Raw genomic sequence first — 19,488 nt, forward strand, 5'->3', positions numbered from 1 at the left:
ACGCCAAGGGGAAGGCATGTTAAGAGAAGGTTAAAGGATGCTTAATTAGATATGAATTTGCCTTGATTTACTTAATCGGGATGGAAAAAGAAAACGTGCTGCCCTGGTTAACCTGACTTTCAGCCCAGATCTTGCCGCCGTGCGCTTCAACCAGGTGGCGGGCAATGGAAAGGCCCAGGCCGGTGCCGCTTTCGGAACGGGACCGGTCGGATTTATAGAAGCGTTCAAATACCCGCGCCAGGTCTTTTGGCAGGATACCGATACCGGTGTCTTTCACCGAAAACACGATTGTGTTTAAATTCTGATAGGCCGAGAGTTCGATACTACCGCCGGGACGGGTGAATTTGATGGCGTTGTGCAGCAAGTTCACCAGCACGCTTTCCAGACGGGATTTATCCACGAAGATGGAAGGTAAGTCGGGAGGAAAGTTTGTGCTGCAGGTCAAACCGGCTCGTTCCGCTTGCAGTGTCATCCGTTCACAGGCCGCGCCCAGGAGCTCCTGGGGTTTTACCCAGCGCTTTTCCAACGGAACACGGCCGGACTCAATGCGGGAAAGCTCAAGCAGCTCCTCGACCATTTGGCTCAAATTGTCGATTTCGCCGCTCATACGGTCCAGGAATTTTTCCGCTTGCTGCGGATCGTCGAGCATGCCGTCCTGGAGCGTCTCCGTGATCAATTTCAGGGAGGTCAGCGGCGTCCGCAGTTCGTGAGAGACGTTGCTGACAAAGTCACGCCGGATGATTTCCAGCTGACGGATGCGGGTCAGGTCCTGCATCAGAAACAGGATACTGCCGGGCATTTGTTCCTTTAGCGGGGTGGCGATGCAGCGAATGTAATATTTCTCCGGGGTTGTTTCAAAACTGTCGATTTGCGGGGTGCCACTTTCGCGTGTTTTTTCCAGCAATTCATTCATTTTGAAGTGGCGGATTACCTCCACCAATGAATGGTTGAGCGCGCTTTCTTTGGTCACATTGAAAATCGAACCGGCAGCCTGGTTGATGAGCGTAACATCGTTATTTTCATCCACAACCAGAATACCATCGGTCATGCTGCTCAAAATGGAGGAGAAAATGGCTTTTTCCGATTGGGTGTTCTCCTGTTCACGGTACTTCAGATCCAGATCATCAAGCACACGCTTATAAAGGCGTTGAATTTCAGCCGGCAGTAATTTGGTGCGGAAGAAGAAATTGGTCAAATCCTGCGGTTCATCCAGATGTTGGGTGAGGTGATTGATGGGTTGTGAGTAGGTGCGGTTTATAAGATAGGAGGCGCCAATCAGGATTGCAACAACCAACAGGACAAAGGGGATGTGTTCGTGAATGAAACTGACTGAGTCTGAGGCGTTGAAATAGAAATAGAGAACAAGAAGCGGCAGCAACCCTACGGCTAGAATTCGCCAGAAAAGGGAATTACGCATACTGCCTAACCCTCAAAGCGGTAACCGGCGCTGCGGCTGGTGATGATCCGTTTAGGTTTGGCCGGGTCTTCTTCGATTTTTTCCCGTAGCCAGCGGATGTGTACGTCCACGGTACGGCTGTCGCCGAAATAATCCCAACCCCAAACCTTTTCCAAAATAGTCTCGCGCGAAAGCACCTGGCCCTGGTGCTGTCCGAGGAACAAAAGCAGTTCATATTCTTTGGGTTTCAAATTCAAAGGTTTGCCGTTCAGCATGACTTCGCGGCGATTTTCATCAATGACCAGGTTGTCAAATTTATAGACCTTGCGGTCCTGCGCATCCGCGGGGTGTATTTCCTGCATGATCTTGGCCCGGCGCAGCAGCGCCTTGATGCGCGCGATCAGTTCGCGCATGCTGAAAGGTTTAGTCAGATAGTCATCCGCGCCGACCTCCAGCCCAACCACGCGGTCAATTTCATCATCGCGCGCTGTCAACATTAGGATAGGCACCAGCATGTCTTTTCGCAGGATTCGGCAGACTTCAAAACCGTCCATGCCGGGCAGCATGATATCCAACATGATTAGGTCGGGCTGATATTGTTTGGCCTTCACAATGGCCGAGGGACCGTCACCGGCGCTTTCCACCAGGTATCCCTGTTTTTTCAAGTTATACGCCAATGTTTCCTGCAGCGTTAATTCGTCTTCAACTATTAGTATTTTTTCTGCCATAACCACCAACCGTTTCCTGTATTCTGTCCATAAAATCCGCCGCAATTCTGGCGCGATCGAAATGCTCGGCCAGATAATGCTGTCCATTCAACCCTTTTTGCCGGGCGGTTTTAGGATCCCGATACAGCTTAAGTATAGCCTCACTCATTTCCTGCGGATCACCCGGTTGGCAGAATATACCACAGTCGGATTTTTTTACGACTTCGCGGATGACCCCGTCGATAGCCAGGATAATAGGTTTACCAGCGGCCATATAATCGAATACTTTATTGGGGTAGGTGGTTTTGTACATCTCAATGGGTTTCAGGATGGCCAGGCAGGCGTCGGCTGCGGCGATAGCCACTGGCATTTCCGTTTTGGGCAGCGGGTCGGCGAATTCCAGATTGGTTAATCCCATCGACTTTGCCATCTCTATCAGGTGCGGCTTTTCTTTGCCGTCTCCTAACAGCACAAAGCGGATATCGTCATGTTCCTGCAGCAGGCCGGCCGCTTGCAGAACCACTTCCAAATCGTTGGACATGCCGTGCGCGCCGGTATACAACACCACGAATTTGCCTTTCCATTCGGGATGGTCTTTGCGCGGATCGCCGGGCACTTCGCTGAAGAACAGCGGATCGGCGCCGTTGGGTATCAGGCAGATGTTCTTCCCGCCACGCGCCCGGATGTGTTCGATAAACCCGGGTGAGTTGACCACGATCAGGTCGGCATGCCGGTATAGAAATTTCTCCAGCCATTGCGATAAAGCAATGAGGGTCTTGTTGTTGAGCACGCCTACCGCGATGGCAAATGCCGGCCACAGGTCGCGGATTTCCAGGATGAAGGGCACGCCTTTTAAGCGCGCCACCAGCCAGGCGGTGAAGCTCTGGAAGATGGGCGGGGAGGTACCCCACACCGCGTCCACGTGATAGATGGACAGGCTTTTGAAGAAGGAGCTGAGCATGAAAGACAGGAAACTAAAAATGCGGTGGAAAAAACTTTTGTGCAGGGCCGGGTAGGTGTAGGTGCGGTAGATGGCGATCAACCCGCCCGCGTCCAAAGTGACCTTGGATTTCCTGGCTTGCTTGCCGGTCAGGTAACTGACCGGACTGGCAATGATGCTGACACGGTGGCCATCGGCCGCGAAGAGGCGCGCGAATTCATGGTGACGCGTGCCACCGGGCTCGTCAATAGCTGCAAAAGCTTGATGAATCAATAATATATGCATGGATTGATTTTAACCGGGTTCATCCGCCCACCGGAAGACTGAATGAATTTGAATGGGCGGTTTTTGGATGATTTTGTATTGGATGGACAACGCTGGGATCTTTTCACCGTAAGTAGGTGAGTACCAACCCAGATGGTCGTCACTTTCACCGTTAGTCAGCGATTGCCCGGCCTTGAAGATATCCAATGAAACCGCCGCGGGCAGGCCGGCGGTCGAAAACGACAAGGTAATTTTCCCGTCGGGGCTTTCCAGAGAGACATTATCCTGCGCAAGCGCGAAGGGCCAATCCGGCAGCAGCCAATTGACCACTGCTGTATAGTCTTCCGTGATCTCGCGCAGCGGCAGGACTTCGTCTTCGATGACCCAGCCGCCGGAATCACCTTGGCGCAGGCTGCGGTAGTGCAGAACCCCCAGATGCCGGTAGCCGTTATGGCTGGCGCGGATTTCCTGGGGCGAGCACATTTCTACCTGCGCCTGAGCCCAATCCAACCATAGGAACTTGCTCGCACGCGTCATTTGGTCCCGATTGTTGATAGTCAGGGTATTGTGCACTGCTGTACCAGCCAGGCCGTTTTCCCAGGGCGGGGGTGCGTTATAGCGGAACGTGCCGGGATCCAGCGCGATATTAATACCTTTATGCCAGATATCCACGTGCAGCTGGTCGGCATGCGCGGGGCGAGAATGGAATCGCGCGGCACACAGCGCGGCCCAATCCCGGGCATCGCCGAGAATTAGCTGATCGAGGGGATTACCGCTGGAAGGAGGCGGATTATTGCCGCTTTGAGTGGGAATGTCCAGCCACAGACACAGGTCATCCCATGGACCGGGCGGCAGGGCCGGGCAGGCGCGAAAGGCGCGCGAAGCGGCCTGCACGACCGGGCGGTAATCGTTGAATGCTGCGCTGCTGAGCGGCAGGATATTGGAACCGTCGTTATGTCCCAGGTTGGGCACCTGTCCGGAGGCGGGGTCCAGCCGCAGCCCCAACCAGGCTGTGGCAGCGGCCAGTTTATTAAGAACGCCATCGTCCAGAATTTTATTTTCTTTTTCCAGGAAGAGCTGCATCCATAAAGCCAGCACCAGCATCAGGCGGTGATAATTGGCAGAGTGCTGCGCATAGGTACCATCGCGGTTTATCTGTGCTTCAATACCTTGGTTGAACCAGCGCAATCCTTTCTGGCGCCATGCGGCTGAAGCCGGGTGCTGGGGCAGGAAAAGGGAAGCAGCGTACAAACCCACGGCTTCGGAAAGCAAGTGGTTGTTGTTCTGCGCTTTGGCATAGCTGATGGTGGGGGGGATGCGCCGGGCGTGGTCGGCCACGCTGGCGCACAGCGTTCTTATGCGCTCATCTGTGGATTCCGCGGCGTTTGCCAGCAAGTGCGCGCTGATGATCAGGGCTTGCATGCGCAGACTGACTTCCTGGGCCGAGGTCCAGTTGGGTCCGCAATTGACTGGGTTGGCTTCAATGAAGTTTTCAAAATTATGCCAAAAGGCGGCCGCGTAACGTTCTTCTCCGTTGAGGTAATACGCTTTGGCCAGAGTCACCGCCCAATTGAAACGAGCAGGCTCCCAAACATCCTTGATATCCTCGTCCCCCACGTGGGCCGCTCCCCGTTCGTAAACGCTCCAGTGCGGCGGATCAGCGACTGGTGCCAGGTTGAGCGTTTTCAGGTTCCCGCCGAAAAAGCGGATCTTACCCTGCGTAATCTCGTCTGCTTCGGTGTAAACTGCTTGGATTTGCGCAGCATTGATTTGGCGCAGCGTTATTTTTTCCGGCAGGTTCAGAAACCAGTTTGGTTTAAGCTGTTTGCCATCCAATGATTCACTGACTGCCAGGGCGGGTGTGCGCTTGGTGAAATACCCGGAGCGCAGCCCCAGTTGGTAGATCAGGAACTGGCTGCTTTGTTTAAAGCCTAATTGAAAGAGTGTTTTGAACTTGAGAGAAAAACGGTTCAAACCGGACATTTGCATTTCAATCCGCGGCGAGGAACTCCGCTAATTTGACTGCTTTTCCGCTGACCAGCGACTGGTTACAAGCCAGCGTGGTGTAGCTGTTGAGCAGCAGTTGTTCGTACGGGATGGGTTCGGCTGCGTTGGCCTGAATTGCGTCAATGAAGGCTTTCCAGGAAGCCTGATGCCCTTTATCCTGTCGCAGCAGTGATTTTCTTGAAATGGTTCTGTGTTCATCCCACAATTCCAGCGTGCGGAAATCATTCAATATGCCGATTTTGCCGCCATTGAAAACTTCCACATATTCTTTCGGAAAACGTTTATTGCCGTTAGAGAGGTAGGATACCACCCCGACTGAACCATCCTCGAACTGGATGGTGATTTGGAAGTTATCGCGGCTGTACTTGCCCGCGTCCGGCAGGCTTACGGTGCGGACTTGGTCGGGTTTGCTGTTTGTCAGGAAACACACAAAGTCGATGAAATGGCAGGCTTCGCCCACCAGCCGGCCGCCGCCCTGGGCCGGATCGTGCAGCCAATGATCGGCCGGGATGAAGCCCGCGTTGATGCGATAATTCACAAAGAAGGGTTCCACACTATCCTTGAAATAACCTTTCAGGGTTTGCGCCATGGGGGCAAAACGCCGGTTGAACCCGACTGACAGGTAAGGGTGTTCTGGTTTGTTTAAATAAGAAGCAACCTCGTCCAATTCTGTTTTATTAATAGCCAGGGGTTTTTCGCAATAGACGTGTTTTCCGTTCTTAAGCGCTTCCATGGTAAACCTGGCGTGCGTCTGGTGGCGGGTCAGGACGGCTATAACGTTGATGGACTCGTCCGCCAGAATATCCTGGTTGGAAGAACTGGCGAAGGAAAAGCCAAACTTACGGGCGATGTGCTGCGCGCTCAAACCGCTGGAAGTAGCAACGCCGGCCAGCCGGATGCTGCCGATCTTCTTGACCGCCGGTAAAAAGACCGCGTTTGCATAGTTGCCCGCGCCGATCACGCCCAAAGCCAGCGGATGGCCGGGGGTGGAGGCTGATTTTTCGACGGCGAAAACGACCTTTTGTTCGCGCTGCCCGGTTTGCTGCGGGTAGGTAAGCAGGACGCCCAGGTAGGGCTCCTGCAATTTTCCGGTGATTAATTCGTAAGCGCGGGGAGCATTCTCGATTGGGAAACGGTGGGTGATGAGCGCCTGCATGTCAATTTTGGCGCTTGCCAGCAAGTCCACGAAGGCTTGCAGATTGCGCCCTTCCGTCCAACGCACGTACCCGATGGGGTAATCGTGCCCCTGTTCTTCGTAAGCCGCATCGTAACGGCCCGGGCCGGAGGAACGCGCCACCTGGAAGAACAACTCTTTTTCGTAATAGCCTTTGCGCTCAATGTGCAGTCCAACCACGCCCAGCGAAATCACATGGGCCCGATCGCGGGCGATTTGCGCGGCGAAGTTGACGGTTTCGTCGGAAGGCGTATCAGCGCAAATCAGGATGATGTCGAAACCTTTTCCGCGTGTGAAAGGCAGATAATTTTCCAGCAAAGTCTCGTTGGTATCGGCCTGGATGCCCAACTTGCGGGCGAAATCCACGCGCGCAGGCGAGATGTCCATGCCGTAAACGCTGCAGCCGTTCGCTTTGACCAGTTGGGCAGTGATCAGTCCCAGCAATCCCATCCCGATAATGGCGACTTTATCGCCCAATTGCGGATTAGCCAGGCGGATGCCGTTCAGGGCGATTGAGCCCATGGTAGCGAACGCGCCGGATTCGAAATCGACTCCATCGGGCAGATGCGCGATCAGGTTTTGGGGGATCAGCCCAAATTCGGCATGCACAGCATGTCCGCCGCCGGCACACACTACCCGGTCGCCGGGTTTGAAATCCAATACGTCTGCGGCGGCTTCCACTACTGTTCCGCAGGAGGAATACCCCAGCGATAGGGGTTGGTCGAGACGGTTCATGGCAGATTCAAAAGTGGTCAACAACCCTTCGCGCCGGGCTTTGTCAACGACCTGTTTGACCAAATCCGGACGAGATTGAGCTTTCCCAACCAGACTTTTTTCCGCGAAAGAAACCAGGTTGCGTTCCGTACCGGCAGAAACGAGGGATGCAGCGGTTTGTACCAGCACATTTCCCTTCTTTATCTGCGGAATGGGTACTTCCACTACCTCTGTTTTTCCGCTTTTAAGGTTTTGTAGAACCTGTTTCATACGACCTCGCTGGTTTAATATTTCTTACAGGATAGGTTGATTATACCTACAAGTTACCCCCAACGATGAAATAAAAAAGCAGGCTGTGTGCCTGCTTTTCTAAGTAATTTCATTAATCTGATTATGTCAGGATTCGTGTGTACCGAAGCGGCTGAGAATAATACCGCCCAACCCGATGGAGCAAATCGCGCCATTCAATAGGATTCCACCAAATGGAATCAGGGAGATTAAGGAGATAAAAACTCCGGTCAGTACAGCGCCTAACACGGCAGTTCCTTCCTTATTCCAACTCAAGTCAAGCCAGCGGGTTACCTGTTCTCCAAGAATATTGCTGAGCACAGTCCAACTCCAGAGGATACTGATCAGGTACGCAAGCAGCAGAATCAAACCAATGGGACTGAGACAGATAGTCGCGATTAATACAAGCGAGATGATAGGCATCGCAAAGCTAATCACTACACCCACAGCCCAGGATACTGCCGGGTTCTTCCGGATGGCTGCCATAACGGTAAAAGTCGGGTTGGTGAACAGCGCTGTTGCCAGTAAGGTGGCCAGTAACAACAGTGAAATGCGAACCACTTGCAGTAATACCCAAAAACCGGGCTTCATCCATTCCAGAATATTGAGAATATTCTTTCCTATTTGTCCGCCGCCGGAAAATGGGAAGATGAACGTGTTTATTTCACCGCTAATGGAGGCATTGGGGCTGGTCGTGGTTTGATTCAGGACCTGGTTGATGGAGCCGCTGATCACGGCAGTATCGCCAATCGTGGTGGTACCGGCAAACATATTTACATCGCCTAATACTTGCCCATCGATCTCAAGGTTACCGCCAATTAAGCTGATGTCACCGGTGACCACAGCCCCATCTTCAATGATGAGCGTAGTGCCAATACCGGCAATGTTGCCTTCAATCTTTTCTTGGTCTTTTAAGACATAGACATCTCCCGTGAGAAACTGGCTGGGGTAGGTGGTAGTGGAACCATTACTCAGTTCCATTTTCTCAAATGGAACGCTACCGCAGGCTGAAAGAAGCCCCGCCAATAAAATCACGGATAAAATGCTAATCAGTCTTGATTTCATCTGTTTGAAGTTTCCTTTGTCTAATGTTCCACAGCGTGAACAATCCAACTAAAATGAACGCATTGATTAACCCGAAGAAAATGAAACCAACCGCCAAAGGCACTACAACCGGCATGTGGCCAATCCAATATCCAAAAGAGGAAAGTCCTTTTGTCATATTGAACAGGAGGGTTGTGGCGCTTGTAAAAATGTCAGCCAGCATGTGCAGAAAAGAACCGCTTGCAACCATGTATGTCAATGAGAGGAAGAATACAACCACCAACGCCATGAAGATGGAGACACGCTGTCGGCGTATAACTTTCATTTGACATTTCTTTTCTGCAAATGCCTGCCAGCGCACGCTAAAACCCGGTTCAGGAGTTTTCGCAGCAGCTTGCTTCATCAGCTTACGGCTGGCCTGCCAGCCGGTATCCAACTGACTGCATTTGGGGCAGGCAGCCAAGTGGATCAGCAAATCTGCCTTTTGGCTGTCGCTTAATTTGTGTTCGTCCAGGATCCAACTTTCAAATTGTTTGTGATTCATGTTGCCTTCTTTCTGTTGCCTGGCTCTCTTGCGAGGTAGTCCATTGATCTGTCATATGCTGACGCGCACGATGTAAACGACTTTTTACTGCGCTTTTTGATATTTGTAAAGTTTGACAGATTTCTTCCTCCGAGAGTTCATAAAAATACCTCAAAATCAGGACCGCACGGTCGTTTTCATTTAAACCATTCAATTGTCTTTGGATTTCCTCACTAAACTCACTTTCAACTATTACCTTTTCAGGATTTGGGGCGGGATCTTCAGCACTGAATTCAATAATCTCGTCCAGATCCACGGTCATCAAACGTTTGCGTCGTTGTTGATCAATACAATGATGCGCTGCGATGGAAAGCAGCCAAGTCGCGAAGGGCCGCTCCGGATCATAGCGTTTAAGGTTGGAATATGCCCGCCAGAAAGTCTCCTGCGCAGCATCTTCTGCGGCTTGCGGGTTCCCCAACATCCGATAACATAGGTTATATACCGGGTTTTGATAAGTATCCACAATCTGCGTAAACGCATCTTGATTACCTTGCAACGCTAATGTGAGGCATTCCGCCTCTATATTGGTCACGGGAGCTGCTCCAGTCCTTTTGTTTTTATTATCTGACCTATATACGTTCATTCAAAAAAAAAGGTTTCTTTACCGGTGTCGAAATGTTACTTTATCTTATTAATAGTACCTTTTATTCGAAATATTCGGCACCTTCGCCATGTGATTGTACATTGTGATCGATAAAGGGCTGCACATGTTTTGATTGAAAAACATCACCATTCTTGTTAAGATATATTAACACTTTGTTTTATACTTGTAAGTCTATTTTGCTTATAATTTATGAACACCATGCGATATTTTTTCTATCAGCAGCACGAATTTCATATTCTGTCTGATGAGCCGGCGATGACAAATTTTCCTGTTCTATGCAATTGATGAAAAGAAATTTCCATTAAATATAGTATCGCGTAATCACAGTATTGGTTAAGGCAATAAGGAGAAACCTATGAAATGTTGGAATTGCGGAACCCAAAATCAAAAGACAGCAACAGTATGCAAAAAATGCGGTCGGGATTTAACAAACCCGGAATCAAAAGGTAAAGAACCGGTGATTGAGCAGCGGGAACGAAAAAATCAACCCTGGGTTTGGGCTTTACTAAGTTTGGCAGGTCTCTCGTTAATTGCAACCCTGGTGATTGTTTTGATCAACCTTCCCGCTGTTGACGAGAAAGGGTTTACGAAAAAGACTACCGCGGTGATAGATAATACCGCCAGCGCAAACCCCGAAGGGAATGCTTCAGAACCCGTGCTGGCGGCAAAAGCCCCGGCTGATAGCGAAGCAGTCATATCACCGGAATCCACCGGCGCTGCAGCGCAGGGGGAAGGCTGTGATTGGAGCACATGCTCTTGGATGGAAGAAGACCAATGTGGAACTTGCGGCGGTACCTGGATGGACTACGGCGATGAAGCTTATTGCGATTGCAGTGCCGAAAAATGGCAGTCTCAAGAATTGGAATGGTGCAAGTATGAAGGGGGTTCCTGGCTGGAGGATAAAAGCCGCTGCACTTTCTTAAACACATCCACGGAAGATACTCAAACCGAGTTCGTGTCCGCTTGTTCAGATCTCTACTATAACAATCAAACCGGTGATGACGCCGGCTACCTGGCTTTCAAAACGCAGTGCAAAGCTGCGGGCGGCGTGGATCAGTGTTGGGACGAGGCCTGCGCTTTATCTGTTTGCCTGTGCCCAAATGAAAGTAATGTACCTCTTTCCTGTAATTGGGTAACCGGTTTGAACGTCGATTCCAATATTAAATGCTATGACGAAAATGGGACCTGTTGGTTGACCATTGAACCCACCGGTGCATTTGGAAACCTTTCATCCGGAGCAGGCCAACCTGAAGTGATTGTTAAAACATCTGACGGCGCTACTTTCTCTTCTGTGGATTTGAAGCGAGATAACAACGGTTGTATTTACGATAAGGACCAAATTTCCTGCCTGATTTCCGAGGACGGGACATTCAACACCACCACTGTGGATTCTGTTTATGTGTGCATGGATTTGTGCTGTCTGGATTTAGGCAGCCTTGAAAGCGGTGATGTTGTCGTGCAGTCAGGAAACTGCCCCGGCAGTGGCAATTTGGAAGTCTGGGATTTCCAATTGGTCAAAGGCGTATTAACCCTGGAAATCCGCAATAGCATGGGTTGGGATGTCAACACATTGGAAGTTTTCCTGGATGACGCCAAGGGCGACCACTGGTCGACAATGAGCTGCAAGATTGATGACAAATACGATACCATCATGAACTGCGAAGGTTGGGCGGTTTATAAATCCGGCTATGCCACCATGAATTTCTATTATGGATCGGGCAGCGACGCCTGTTCGGTTTCCAATGTGAAATTCTCCATCCCGGAGATGAGCCGATGTAATTACAACCAGCATTATTGTTCATACAGCGACTCTTGCTGTAAATCCGGGTATACCTGCTGCTCATGCGGTTGCAAAAAGCTGGATGATGATGAGAGCTGTTCGGATGTCTGCGATTAATCTCTAAATCGGAAAAAATTTGTAAAAATCCGCCGGTATTCCGGCGGATTTTTTAATGTAGCTTTCAATGAATGATTTTACTGTGAGCGGAATTTTTATTGCTTTGGGCGGACTTGCTTTTTTTTGAAGGTGAATTTCATTCCAGACGTGTCAAGCCGGCTTCCCTTGCCCAATCTTTTGCCCGGCGGACTTCCGCGCGCGTGACCAGGCGGAAGAGCTCCGGAAAATCGCGGGCGTGATAATCCGGTTTATACTGGTCCATAATATTGACGTACGTGTTGGTTGAAATCTCCGCGGCAAGAAATTGCATGAGCTCCCGCGTTCCAGCCAGGTCATCCGGCAGCAGTAAGTGCCGTACCAACAAGCCGCGTACGGCCAATCCTTTTTCGTCCAACTGTAGATCACCTACTTGGCGATGCATCTCCTTGACCGCGCTTTGGTTTAACCGGGGGTAATCCGGAATACCGGAGTATTTCTGCGCGATGGCGGCATCGGTATATTTCATATCGGGCAGATAAATATCCACAATTCCATCCAGTATTTGCAATGATTCCAGTGAATCATACCCACCGGTGTTATAAACCAATGGGAGCGTTAGCCCTTCTCTGGCAGCCGGCACCAGAGCGCTAAGAATTTGTGGAAGAACATGCGTGGGAGAGACCAGGTTGATGTTATGGCAACCCTGCGCTTGTAAGTCCAACATCATTTGCGCCAGCTGCTGATCGTCCACCAGTATGCCGCGGTTGTCCTGACTGATATCCGCGTTTTGACAAAATTGGCAGTGCATATTACAGCCCGCGAAAAAGATTGTTCCGGATCCTTTGCTGCCGCGTAGTGGATTTTCCTCTCCGTGATGAGCCATAAAGGCATACACACGGGCCTGTGCACCGCTGCGGCATTGGCCGACTTTGCCTGCTGAACGGTTGACATGGCATTGCCAGGGACAAAGCGTACAATCCTGTAGTTGGCTGTTAGCCCACCTGGCTCTTCGAGCGAGCTCTCCGCTGCGAGCAGCTTCCATGTAAGCAGGAGTGCGGTTACCCATTAATGTTTTAAACCGAAAATTTGGAAGGATTGCTTGGGAAGGAATTTGAAGGACCGGAATAAATCCAACCCCTCTTGCTGCATTACATAACGGATCTTAGCCGGATCGCTGTAATGCTGGTGCAAGCTGGAAAAGCTCATTGCGAAACCTCTGGGCTTTGTATAGTCTATTAACACAACCAATCCGCGTGGTTTTAGGAATCTGGCAATAAACTGGAAATAGGTCGAAGGATCCGCGATATGATGGTACATGTCACGCATAAAGATCCAATCGTATTGTTGTGCAGGTAATTCCAGGTGATCACTTGGTGTAACAAATGTTTTTACATTGTCGATCCCCATTGCCTTTACGCTGTCTTTTATATATTCCAAATTTCGCGGATCGGTATCAACAGCCACAACCCATCCATCCGGTGCAACGGCTTTTGCGAAGGCCTGAGTATAAAACCCTCCCCCGGAACCCACATCCGCAACGATCATGCCCGGCCGCAGGTTCATGATTGCCAGAACTTCCTGCGATTTGTATTTTGGCGATGCGGCTAATTTATTAAATCGTTTCAGCCTTCTTTCTGGCTTCATTTTCCCTTCTTAATAATTATTTTTCATTATTAAAAGATGACTTCTTCTTTTCCGGAAAGCTTGTTGTTAATGCGCTGAATAACGATATCCAGATGTTCGGATTTATGTACAAAATCCAGATCATCTGTACGGATTGTCAGGACGGGGCACAAGTCAAAGCTTTGTATCCAATCATCGTAGAACGATTCCAGGAGAGAAAGATAATCCGCGCTAATGCCGGATTCGATATCGCGCCCGCGTTTATGAATACGTTTCATCAGTACATCCACGGGACAGTGCAGGTATATCAACATGGAAGGTTTAGGCAGGGTAGGTATCAACAGGTCAAAGACATTCATGTACGTTTGAAAATCCAATTCGCTCAGGTTGCCCATGTGATGCAGGGCTCTGCAGAAAATATAAGCATCTTCATAAATACTGCGGTCGATGATTGCAGAGCGCGCATCGGCGGCCATTTGCATGTGCTGCTGGGCGCGATGCCCCAGAAAATAGACTTGAAGATGAAACGACCAGGCTTTCATATCCTGATAAAAAGCCGGTAGATATGGATTATCTACAACTGATTCATAAGCCGTATGCCAACCTAATCGCTGGCCGATGCGATCTGTGAGCGATGTTTTACCTGACCCAATATTTCCGGCTACCAGCATAAGATGTTTTGCCATATACTCTCCTCACATGTTGATTACTTTTTATTATATGCCAGCCGGAAAGAGCGGTACCGATGACTGAAATGCCAACCGGACCAATCACCAAAATATTTTTATAATTAGTGAACCAACTTATATGCAAAACTGTCATTTGGTATTAATTGACAAATGAAACCTCTCGATATAAGCTCAGATTTTGGCCTTATTCTGGAAGTCCAGTGCCTTGATAAGCTCGTTCCTCAGAAGAAGGCTGAAAATAATCTTGAATTTTCCATAAGGAAAGGGATTGGTATTTATATTGGGTATAATGAAAAGGATTGGGGTGTCCGAGTCAATCCTGTTTATAAAGGATATCGTGGATTTCGGAATTATTATCTTTTTCATCCAACCCCGAATAACCGATGAGGATTTTTTGCAGGCAGACTAAAATTAGGTCTGCTTTTTTTTAATAATGAGGCTGGCATGGACCAAATCAATATAAAAAGGACTCAGGTACTCAAGAGTACTGGGCCGGAAAAGCAACGTACAACCGGGATAAAATTAGCGAATTAATGTAAATTCATCATCTTGGCTTTCATGAAAAAATGGCAGCGTTCTTCCATGGCATCCTGGTTGGTATGTCTCTTCTGCTTACCAAGTATTTTTACATCCGGGAATGGTTTGATTTTCGATGAAAACCAACTGAACGGCCTGGCAACAATCGCGAACAAGTCTGTCACTAATGCAAGCCAACCGGTCAGCATGAGCGTCCAGGTATTAAATTGTAAGGCTTGGGGCTATTGCGATGAGACTCCTGAATTACGGTTCACGCTGGAATACCAGGGAAGTGACAGCAGCGATTATGTTATGCACATTCAGGTGGGGGATAGGCATTATGAGTCTCCTTCCAGTCCGGCTGAGATTGAAGTATCCCTTACAGATAATGATGGCGTGAATGTGAGGTATTGGGTTGAATCTGCAACCACCAGGTCCATTTATGGGCAGGATGATTTCCGTATGCGCTATATCAAAAACGGAAGCCAATTTATTTTGGAATTGTTGGGCGACCAATGGGAGTCGGATATCCCCAGTGGCGCATTGATTTGGAATATCTTTCCCCCCCTGGAAGTATTTGAAGATGGTTGGGCTAAAAGAATCGAAGATCCGGATGAGCTGGATACCGAAATAGATTACACACTCCTGGCTGGAAAATTGATATGGGAGGGGATTGTCACACCAACTGAGTGCGGAGATAACGGGCTTTTGGGGAATGGCGCCGCTAATACCTGCGGTATGGAAGCCGCCCGTGAAGAGGTAATCGAATGGCAGAATTTACACAACCAGGACATCCAGGAAGCAAGTTTAAATGCGCTTGTTCCTGCCCGATTGCTTAAAGGCGTCATTGGCCAGGAGTCGCAGTTTTATGCGAAGTGGGAATTGCCTAAAGAATATGGATTGGGTATGTTGACGGAACGTGGTGTAGATATGCTGCTTCAATGGAACGAAGCGTATTTCTTCTATGAATGTAGTTTGATTTATGGCGCCGATTATTGCAGGAGGGGATATCTGAATATTCCCGATGAACGGCAAGCAGTATTGATTGGTTACATTATGAAGGACATTGGTACGGTTGACGAATATGCTGTGATAGCAGCGGCGATTTACGCGAGCTGCGTTCAAGCGAATTATATTGTGTCTTACTATACTGACGAAGCGCCTGCCGATGTGGCTGATTACGAAACTCTTTGGCGCATTTCCCTGGGTGTCTATCATGCGGGTTTTGGCTGCATGTCAGATGCGGTTTTAAATGCGTGGGATGAGGATAGCGATACTCTGGCTTGGGAAAATATTGCTTCGCATCTGGTGGGGGATTGCAACAGCGCGATTGATTACTTCGATAAAGTGGTGAACTATAGTGTAGAGTGAAAAAATAGTTGATGATGGGACATCAATTCTAAAAACATCCTTTATAGAAGATTAACAATTTGTTATAAAGAGTCATTGACAAAAAAGGATTGCGGAATTATCCTGTGGAACGATTCTGCCCCAAATAGGTATTTGTAAGATTACTAAGCCGAGCAAAATCATTTCAGAAATAGGACATTTTGAACACTGATAATAGATTGCGTTTCCTTAAGAATTTTGCCGGTTCCTCACCATTGAGTGAAGGTGAAGATATTATCCAATACCAAATTTTCCACTTTTTAGCGTACCTAGATTAATATACGTGTGGACTAGAGAGTAATGCAGAATTTTATTGTTAGGAAATTTCAATTAATCCTGGATGAGCTTTGAGGTCCTTAGATTTTTGTGCATAAATGAAAGGAAAAAATGAAAAACAAAAGAATTAGAAAAAATGGTTTGCAATGCATGGTGGCATTTATCATGCTCGCAAGCACACTGTTTAATACGGGAATAATTTTCGCAGATGATGTCCCCGCGGATGGAGATGTAACTGCGGAACAAGCTGAAGTGACTGAAGAACCAACTGCGGTTCCGACTGAGATTCCCACCGAAGTACCGACAGAGGAGCCGGTTGCCGATCCAACAGATGTCCCGACAACTGTGCCTACCGAGGTAACAGGAGATGAACCTACTGAAGAACCGACAGCAGAGCCAACTGAAATTCCCACTGAAATAGCAACTGAAGAAACACCGACAGTTGACCTGACGCTAACTCCCACTGTTACGCCTACAGAGGAAGTAATCAGCGCGCAGGATGTTACTCTGACCGGCCCGGAAGGAACGGTTTATACACGCACACCCTACTTTTATTGGAATTACGAAGAGGATGCTTATAAATACCAGCTCTTTGTGTACCAGAAATCCTTAAATGGCGATATCAAGATGTTCGATAAGTTGTATATGGCCAGCAAGGTGTGCGATGACGATGCGGGTACATGTAAAGTTAAATCTCCTACTTCTTTAGCATTTGGGAGTTACTATTGGAAAATGCGTGCGTGCTATGGCGATAAGTATGGTTACATTTGTACTGACCTGGAATCGGCGCCAAGCATGGAGTTTGTAGTTTCATCTACAACACCTACAGCATACGAACCCAACGGCACAATCTACACAAATACGCCTACCTTTACCTGGACTGGTGTAGCGGATGATACTGAGCAGTATTATTTACAGGTTTATGATTCGAATGGCCATAAGGTTGCCATTAACGGCGGTACGAATATTTTGGAATCTGGAGACGCAACCTGCGAGACAGACGAAGACGGAGAATATATTTGCAGTTACACAGACGCGGAACTGTTTGACAATGGTTCTTATAAGTGGAGAGTTCGCGCTTTTTACAGCGGTAAATGGCGCAGCTACAGCGGCTACAAGACGTTTTCAGTTGCCTCAGATATCAATGAGAATTTCGATTCCTACGCTCCCGATTTCACCAAATTAGCCGGCGGTACCTGGCTGATGGGAACGGAAGATGGCAACACCGTCTATTATACAAACGGCGTTTCCAAAAGAATGACCAACCTGCGCAGCAAGTACATCTTTGACGACGTAAATTTAACCGCAATTGTTAAACGCGCTGCCGGTTCAGTAGATGGTTCCTATCCGGCCAGCTATATTGGTGTGCGCATGGGTAAATCCAAGAGCTCAAGCACAAACATGTGGTATACCGGCTATATCTTTGGTTACACCACTGCCGGTACCTACGCAGTCTGGCGGGTTGACACCGCAAGCAGGGTTGAGACCATCCAGCCATGGACCGAAATCACCGGTACTTTTAATGATGATGGTTGGAACGAGCTCAATGTTACCGCTGAGGGAAAAGATTTTACCTTCTCCATAAATGGCGATGAAGTAGCCAGTTTTACAGATGGTACTTATTCAAAAGGTTATGTCGGTTTTGAGATGTTCCGGCCGGATTCAACCATTTTGCCGTTTTACATTGATTCTGTAACGGTGAATAATATATCCTCCACTTCCGTATCTGGCGCTTCTATCAGTTCGGAGCAAGCGGCGGCAAACCTGGCGGCGCAAAGCAGCAGCACCGGATCGGTTGAAGGGTACGACGGTGGTACCGTACATTCTCAAGCCACCACCCCAAACCCGATTGAGCCTTCCAACACAACGATTTATACCAACAAACCGACCTTCAAATGGGACGACACCGGTGATGAGAAGTATTATTTATATCTGGCAAAAATCACTACCGGCGGTATTGATAAAGTCTATGGTAAGACATTGCTCGCTGAAACATATTGTTCAGATGGCGAGTGTGCTTATACCTCTGCATCCACACTCAGCCAAAATGATTACGTCTGGAAAGTTAAATCTTACGACGGAACGGATTATAGCGACTACAGTGACAATCAATACTTTACAGTTGGGACAACCATGCCGACTGCCAAGAAACCCTATAGCACCGGATATGATAACCAACCTACATTTACCTGGACGGAGATCGTTGATGCGGAACAATATAATATCGTGGCATATGACTCCAGCGGTAAGAAGGTTATCAGCTGGTGGCCATTGGCAGGTGAAGTAACCTGTGATGCAGATCAAATTTGCAGCGTGGAATTGGAAGATTTCATCGGTATGGAAGAACCCAATTGGATTACTCCGGAATCGTTGGACAACGGAAAATATCGCTGGCGTGTGAGAGCGTTATATAACAGCAGGTGGGGCATTTTTAGCGCATACCGCGACTTTACAGTTGCTTCCGAGTTTGATTCCGACTTCACCAGCAATAGCAAAGGTTGGAGCCGCTTATGGGGTGGAAAGTGGTACCGCTCCAATGGTTATTACTACAGCACCGGATCACCCAAGGTTATGAACACGGCTAAGTATGCCTATGTTTACAGCGACTTTACCTTTACAGCGGTTGTAAAACGTGAACATACCAGCCAGACTTACAGCTCCTATCCTGCGAACTATATTGCTGTACGCATGGGCAACAGCCATACCAAAGACTTACAGTGGTATTCAGGTTATTTGTTCGGATATACCAATGCCGGTTATTACAGTATCTGGCGTGTGAAGGGCAATGGTAAGGTAACAGCCCTGCAGCCTTGGACAGAAACCGATGCGATTAATAAGGGAGACTGGAATCAGTTGACCGTGACAGCCGAAGGCAGCAGCTTCGAGTTCTATATTAATGGTGAATTGCTGACGACGGTTGAAGATGATAATGACAGCAAAGGCTATGTCGGCTTTGAATTCTACCGGCCTGCCTCGGCATACCTGGGAAAATTCTACGTGGATGAAGCCCAATTGACTTTAATTGAAAGCACCTCGCTTTCAGTACAATCTACCACCAGCAGCCAGGCAACTGTCTCTGCTGAACAACAGGCTTTGAACGAAGCTGCCATAAACAGCGGTATTGAAGGCTCGATTGAGGGCACTCCGCTAGAGTAAAACCAGATAATAAAACTGGATTGAGAGAAAAGAGGCAGTTCATTCGAACTGCCTCTTTTAATAGTTCTATAGGATGAGGTTATCTATTTTGGATGGAGTCCATTAATAAACTGTCATAGCAATTTCATTGACAAAAATATACTCTGGAATTAATCTCATAAAAAAGCCAGTTCTGATGAAGATGGATGAGTATTTGTACGGTTCGGCGATTATTTCATCCCGCCGCACTTATTTCGTTGGAT

The 19,488-nt window shown here is 48.6% G+C and carries 14 protein-coding genes; 3 read left to right on the forward strand and 11 right to left on the reverse strand.

Going from position 1 to position 19,488, the window contains the following annotated elements:
- Positions 1 to 67: 67 nt before the first annotated feature.
- From Pelsub_RS06760 to Pelsub_RS06795, 8 genes are all read right to left on the reverse strand, one after another.
- Positions 68 to 1,417, reverse strand: a complete 1,350-nt coding sequence (locus Pelsub_RS06760) for a sensor histidine kinase (RefSeq protein ID WP_116224484.1) — start codon at positions 1,415 to 1,417, stop codon at positions 68 to 70.
- Positions 1,418 to 1,422: 5 nt separating this feature from the next.
- Positions 1,423 to 2,124, reverse strand: coding sequence for a response regulator transcription factor (locus tag Pelsub_RS06765; protein WP_116224483.1), 702 nt, complete (start codon positions 2,122 to 2,124; stop codon positions 1,423 to 1,425).
- On the reverse strand, positions 2,099 to 3,328 hold the full coding sequence (locus Pelsub_RS06770; RefSeq protein WP_116224482.1) for a glycosyltransferase family 4 protein: 1,230 nt from the start codon (positions 3,326 to 3,328) through the stop codon (positions 2,099 to 2,101). Before Pelsub_RS06770 ends, Pelsub_RS06765 begins: the two co-directional genes overlap by 26 nt.
- A 9-nt stretch (positions 3,329 to 3,337) precedes the next feature.
- Complete coding sequence (locus tag Pelsub_RS06775; RefSeq protein ID WP_158675016.1) at positions 3,338 to 5,290, reverse strand: heparinase II/III family protein; 1,953 nt, start codon at positions 5,288 to 5,290, stop codon at positions 3,338 to 3,340.
- 7 nt (positions 5,291 to 5,297) lie between these two features.
- The gene (locus tag Pelsub_RS06780; RefSeq protein ID WP_116224480.1) at positions 5,298 to 7,472 is read right to left on the reverse strand and encodes a bi-domain-containing oxidoreductase; all 2,175 of its coding nucleotides are present in this window, start codon (positions 7,470 to 7,472) and stop codon (positions 5,298 to 5,300) included.
- 126 nt (positions 7,473 to 7,598) lie between these two features.
- Complete coding sequence (locus tag Pelsub_RS06785; RefSeq protein ID WP_116224479.1) at positions 7,599 to 8,555, reverse strand: bactofilin family protein; 957 nt, start codon at positions 8,553 to 8,555, stop codon at positions 7,599 to 7,601.
- Positions 8,536 to 9,078, reverse strand: a complete 543-nt coding sequence (locus Pelsub_RS06790; protein ID WP_116224478.1) for an anti-sigma factor family protein — start codon at positions 9,076 to 9,078, stop codon at positions 8,536 to 8,538. The genes Pelsub_RS06785 and Pelsub_RS06790 overlap by 20 nt, the downstream gene beginning before the upstream one ends.
- On the reverse strand, positions 9,059 to 9,649 hold the full coding sequence (locus tag Pelsub_RS06795; RefSeq protein ID WP_158675017.1) for an RNA polymerase sigma factor: 591 nt from the start codon (positions 9,647 to 9,649) through the stop codon (positions 9,059 to 9,061). Before Pelsub_RS06795 ends, Pelsub_RS06790 begins: the two co-directional genes overlap by 20 nt.
- Positions 9,650 to 10,076: 427 nt before the next feature.
- On the opposite strand from Pelsub_RS06795, the gene Pelsub_RS06800 reads away from it, so the two are divergent.
- A complete protein-coding gene (locus Pelsub_RS06800; protein WP_116224476.1) occupies positions 10,077 to 11,618 on the forward strand; it encodes a zinc-ribbon domain-containing protein in 1,542 nt (513 codons plus the stop codon).
- Between the two features lie 136 nt (positions 11,619 to 11,754).
- Here Pelsub_RS06800 and Pelsub_RS06805 read toward each other — a convergent pair whose 3' ends face one another.
- From Pelsub_RS06805 to Pelsub_RS06815, 3 genes are read right to left on the reverse strand one after another with little or no spacing between them, the layout of a single operon-like run.
- Entirely contained in the window at positions 11,755 to 12,663 is a 909-nt protein-coding gene (locus tag Pelsub_RS06805) for a 4Fe-4S cluster-binding domain-containing protein (RefSeq protein WP_116224475.1), read from the reverse strand.
- Complete coding sequence (locus Pelsub_RS06810) at positions 12,663 to 13,241, reverse strand: class I SAM-dependent methyltransferase (protein ID WP_116224474.1); 579 nt, start codon at positions 13,239 to 13,241, stop codon at positions 12,663 to 12,665. The genes Pelsub_RS06805 and Pelsub_RS06810 overlap by 1 nt, the downstream gene beginning before the upstream one ends.
- A 29-nt stretch (positions 13,242 to 13,270) precedes the next feature.
- Entirely contained in the window at positions 13,271 to 13,906 is a 636-nt protein-coding gene (locus Pelsub_RS06815) for a deoxynucleoside kinase (protein WP_116224473.1), read from the reverse strand.
- A 561-nt stretch (positions 13,907 to 14,467) separates the two neighbouring features.
- On the opposite strand from Pelsub_RS06815, the gene Pelsub_RS06820 reads away from it, so the two are divergent.
- Both Pelsub_RS06820 and Pelsub_RS06825 read left to right on the forward strand, forming a co-directional pair.
- Positions 14,468 to 15,796, forward strand: coding sequence for a hypothetical protein (locus Pelsub_RS06820; protein ID WP_126440442.1), 1,329 nt, complete (start codon positions 14,468 to 14,470; stop codon positions 15,794 to 15,796).
- A gap of 405 nt (positions 15,797 to 16,201) precedes the next feature.
- On the forward strand, positions 16,202 to 19,246 hold the full coding sequence (locus Pelsub_RS06825; protein WP_116224471.1) for a LamG-like jellyroll fold domain-containing protein: 3,045 nt from the start codon (positions 16,202 to 16,204) through the stop codon (positions 19,244 to 19,246).
- The last annotated feature ends 242 nt before the right edge of the window (positions 19,247 to 19,488 follow it).

It is taken from the genome of Pelolinea submarina (assembly GCF_003966975.1).
Classification (GTDB): Bacteria; Chloroflexota; Anaerolineae; order Anaerolineales; family Anaerolineaceae; genus Pelolinea; species Pelolinea submarina.

Excerpts from the sequence above, each read along its gene's own strand:
- Pelsub_RS06760 (WP_116224484.1), bottom strand. The coding sequence starts at position 1,417 with ATGCGTAATTCCCTTTTCTGGCGAATTCTAGCCGTAGGGTTGCTGCCG.
- Pelsub_RS06765 (WP_116224483.1), bottom strand. The coding sequence starts at position 2,124 with ATGGCAGAAAAAATACTAATAGTTGAAGACGAATTAACGCTGCAGGAA.
- Pelsub_RS06770 (WP_116224482.1), bottom strand. The coding sequence starts at position 3,328 with ATGCATATATTATTGATTCATCAAGCTTTTGCAGCTATTGACGAGCCC.
- Pelsub_RS06775 (WP_158675016.1), bottom strand. The coding sequence starts at position 5,290 with ATGTCCGGTTTGAACCGTTTTTCTCTCAAGTTCAAAACACTCTTTCAA.
- Pelsub_RS06780 (WP_116224480.1), bottom strand. The coding sequence starts at position 7,472 with ATGAAACAGGTTCTACAAAACCTTAAAAGCGGAAAAACAGAGGTAGTG.
- Pelsub_RS06785 (WP_116224479.1), bottom strand. The coding sequence starts at position 8,555 with ATGAAATCAAGACTGATTAGCATTTTATCCGTGATTTTATTGGCGGGG.
- Pelsub_RS06790 (WP_116224478.1), bottom strand. The coding sequence starts at position 9,078 with ATGAATCACAAACAATTTGAAAGTTGGATCCTGGACGAACACAAATTA.
- Pelsub_RS06800 (WP_116224476.1), top strand. The coding sequence starts at position 10,077 with ATGAAATGTTGGAATTGCGGAACCCAAAATCAAAAGACAGCAACAGTA.
- Pelsub_RS06805 (WP_116224475.1), bottom strand. The coding sequence starts at position 12,663 with ATGGGTAACCGCACTCCTGCTTACATGGAAGCTGCTCGCAGCGGAGAG.
- Pelsub_RS06810 (WP_116224474.1), bottom strand. The coding sequence starts at position 13,241 with ATGAAGCCAGAAAGAAGGCTGAAACGATTTAATAAATTAGCCGCATCG.
- Pelsub_RS06815 (WP_116224473.1), bottom strand. The coding sequence starts at position 13,906 with ATGGCAAAACATCTTATGCTGGTAGCCGGAAATATTGGGTCAGGTAAA.
- Pelsub_RS06820 (WP_126440442.1), top strand. The coding sequence starts at position 14,468 with ATGAAAAAATGGCAGCGTTCTTCCATGGCATCCTGGTTGGTATGTCTC.
- Pelsub_RS06825 (WP_116224471.1), top strand. The coding sequence starts at position 16,202 with ATGAAAAACAAAAGAATTAGAAAAAATGGTTTGCAATGCATGGTGGCA.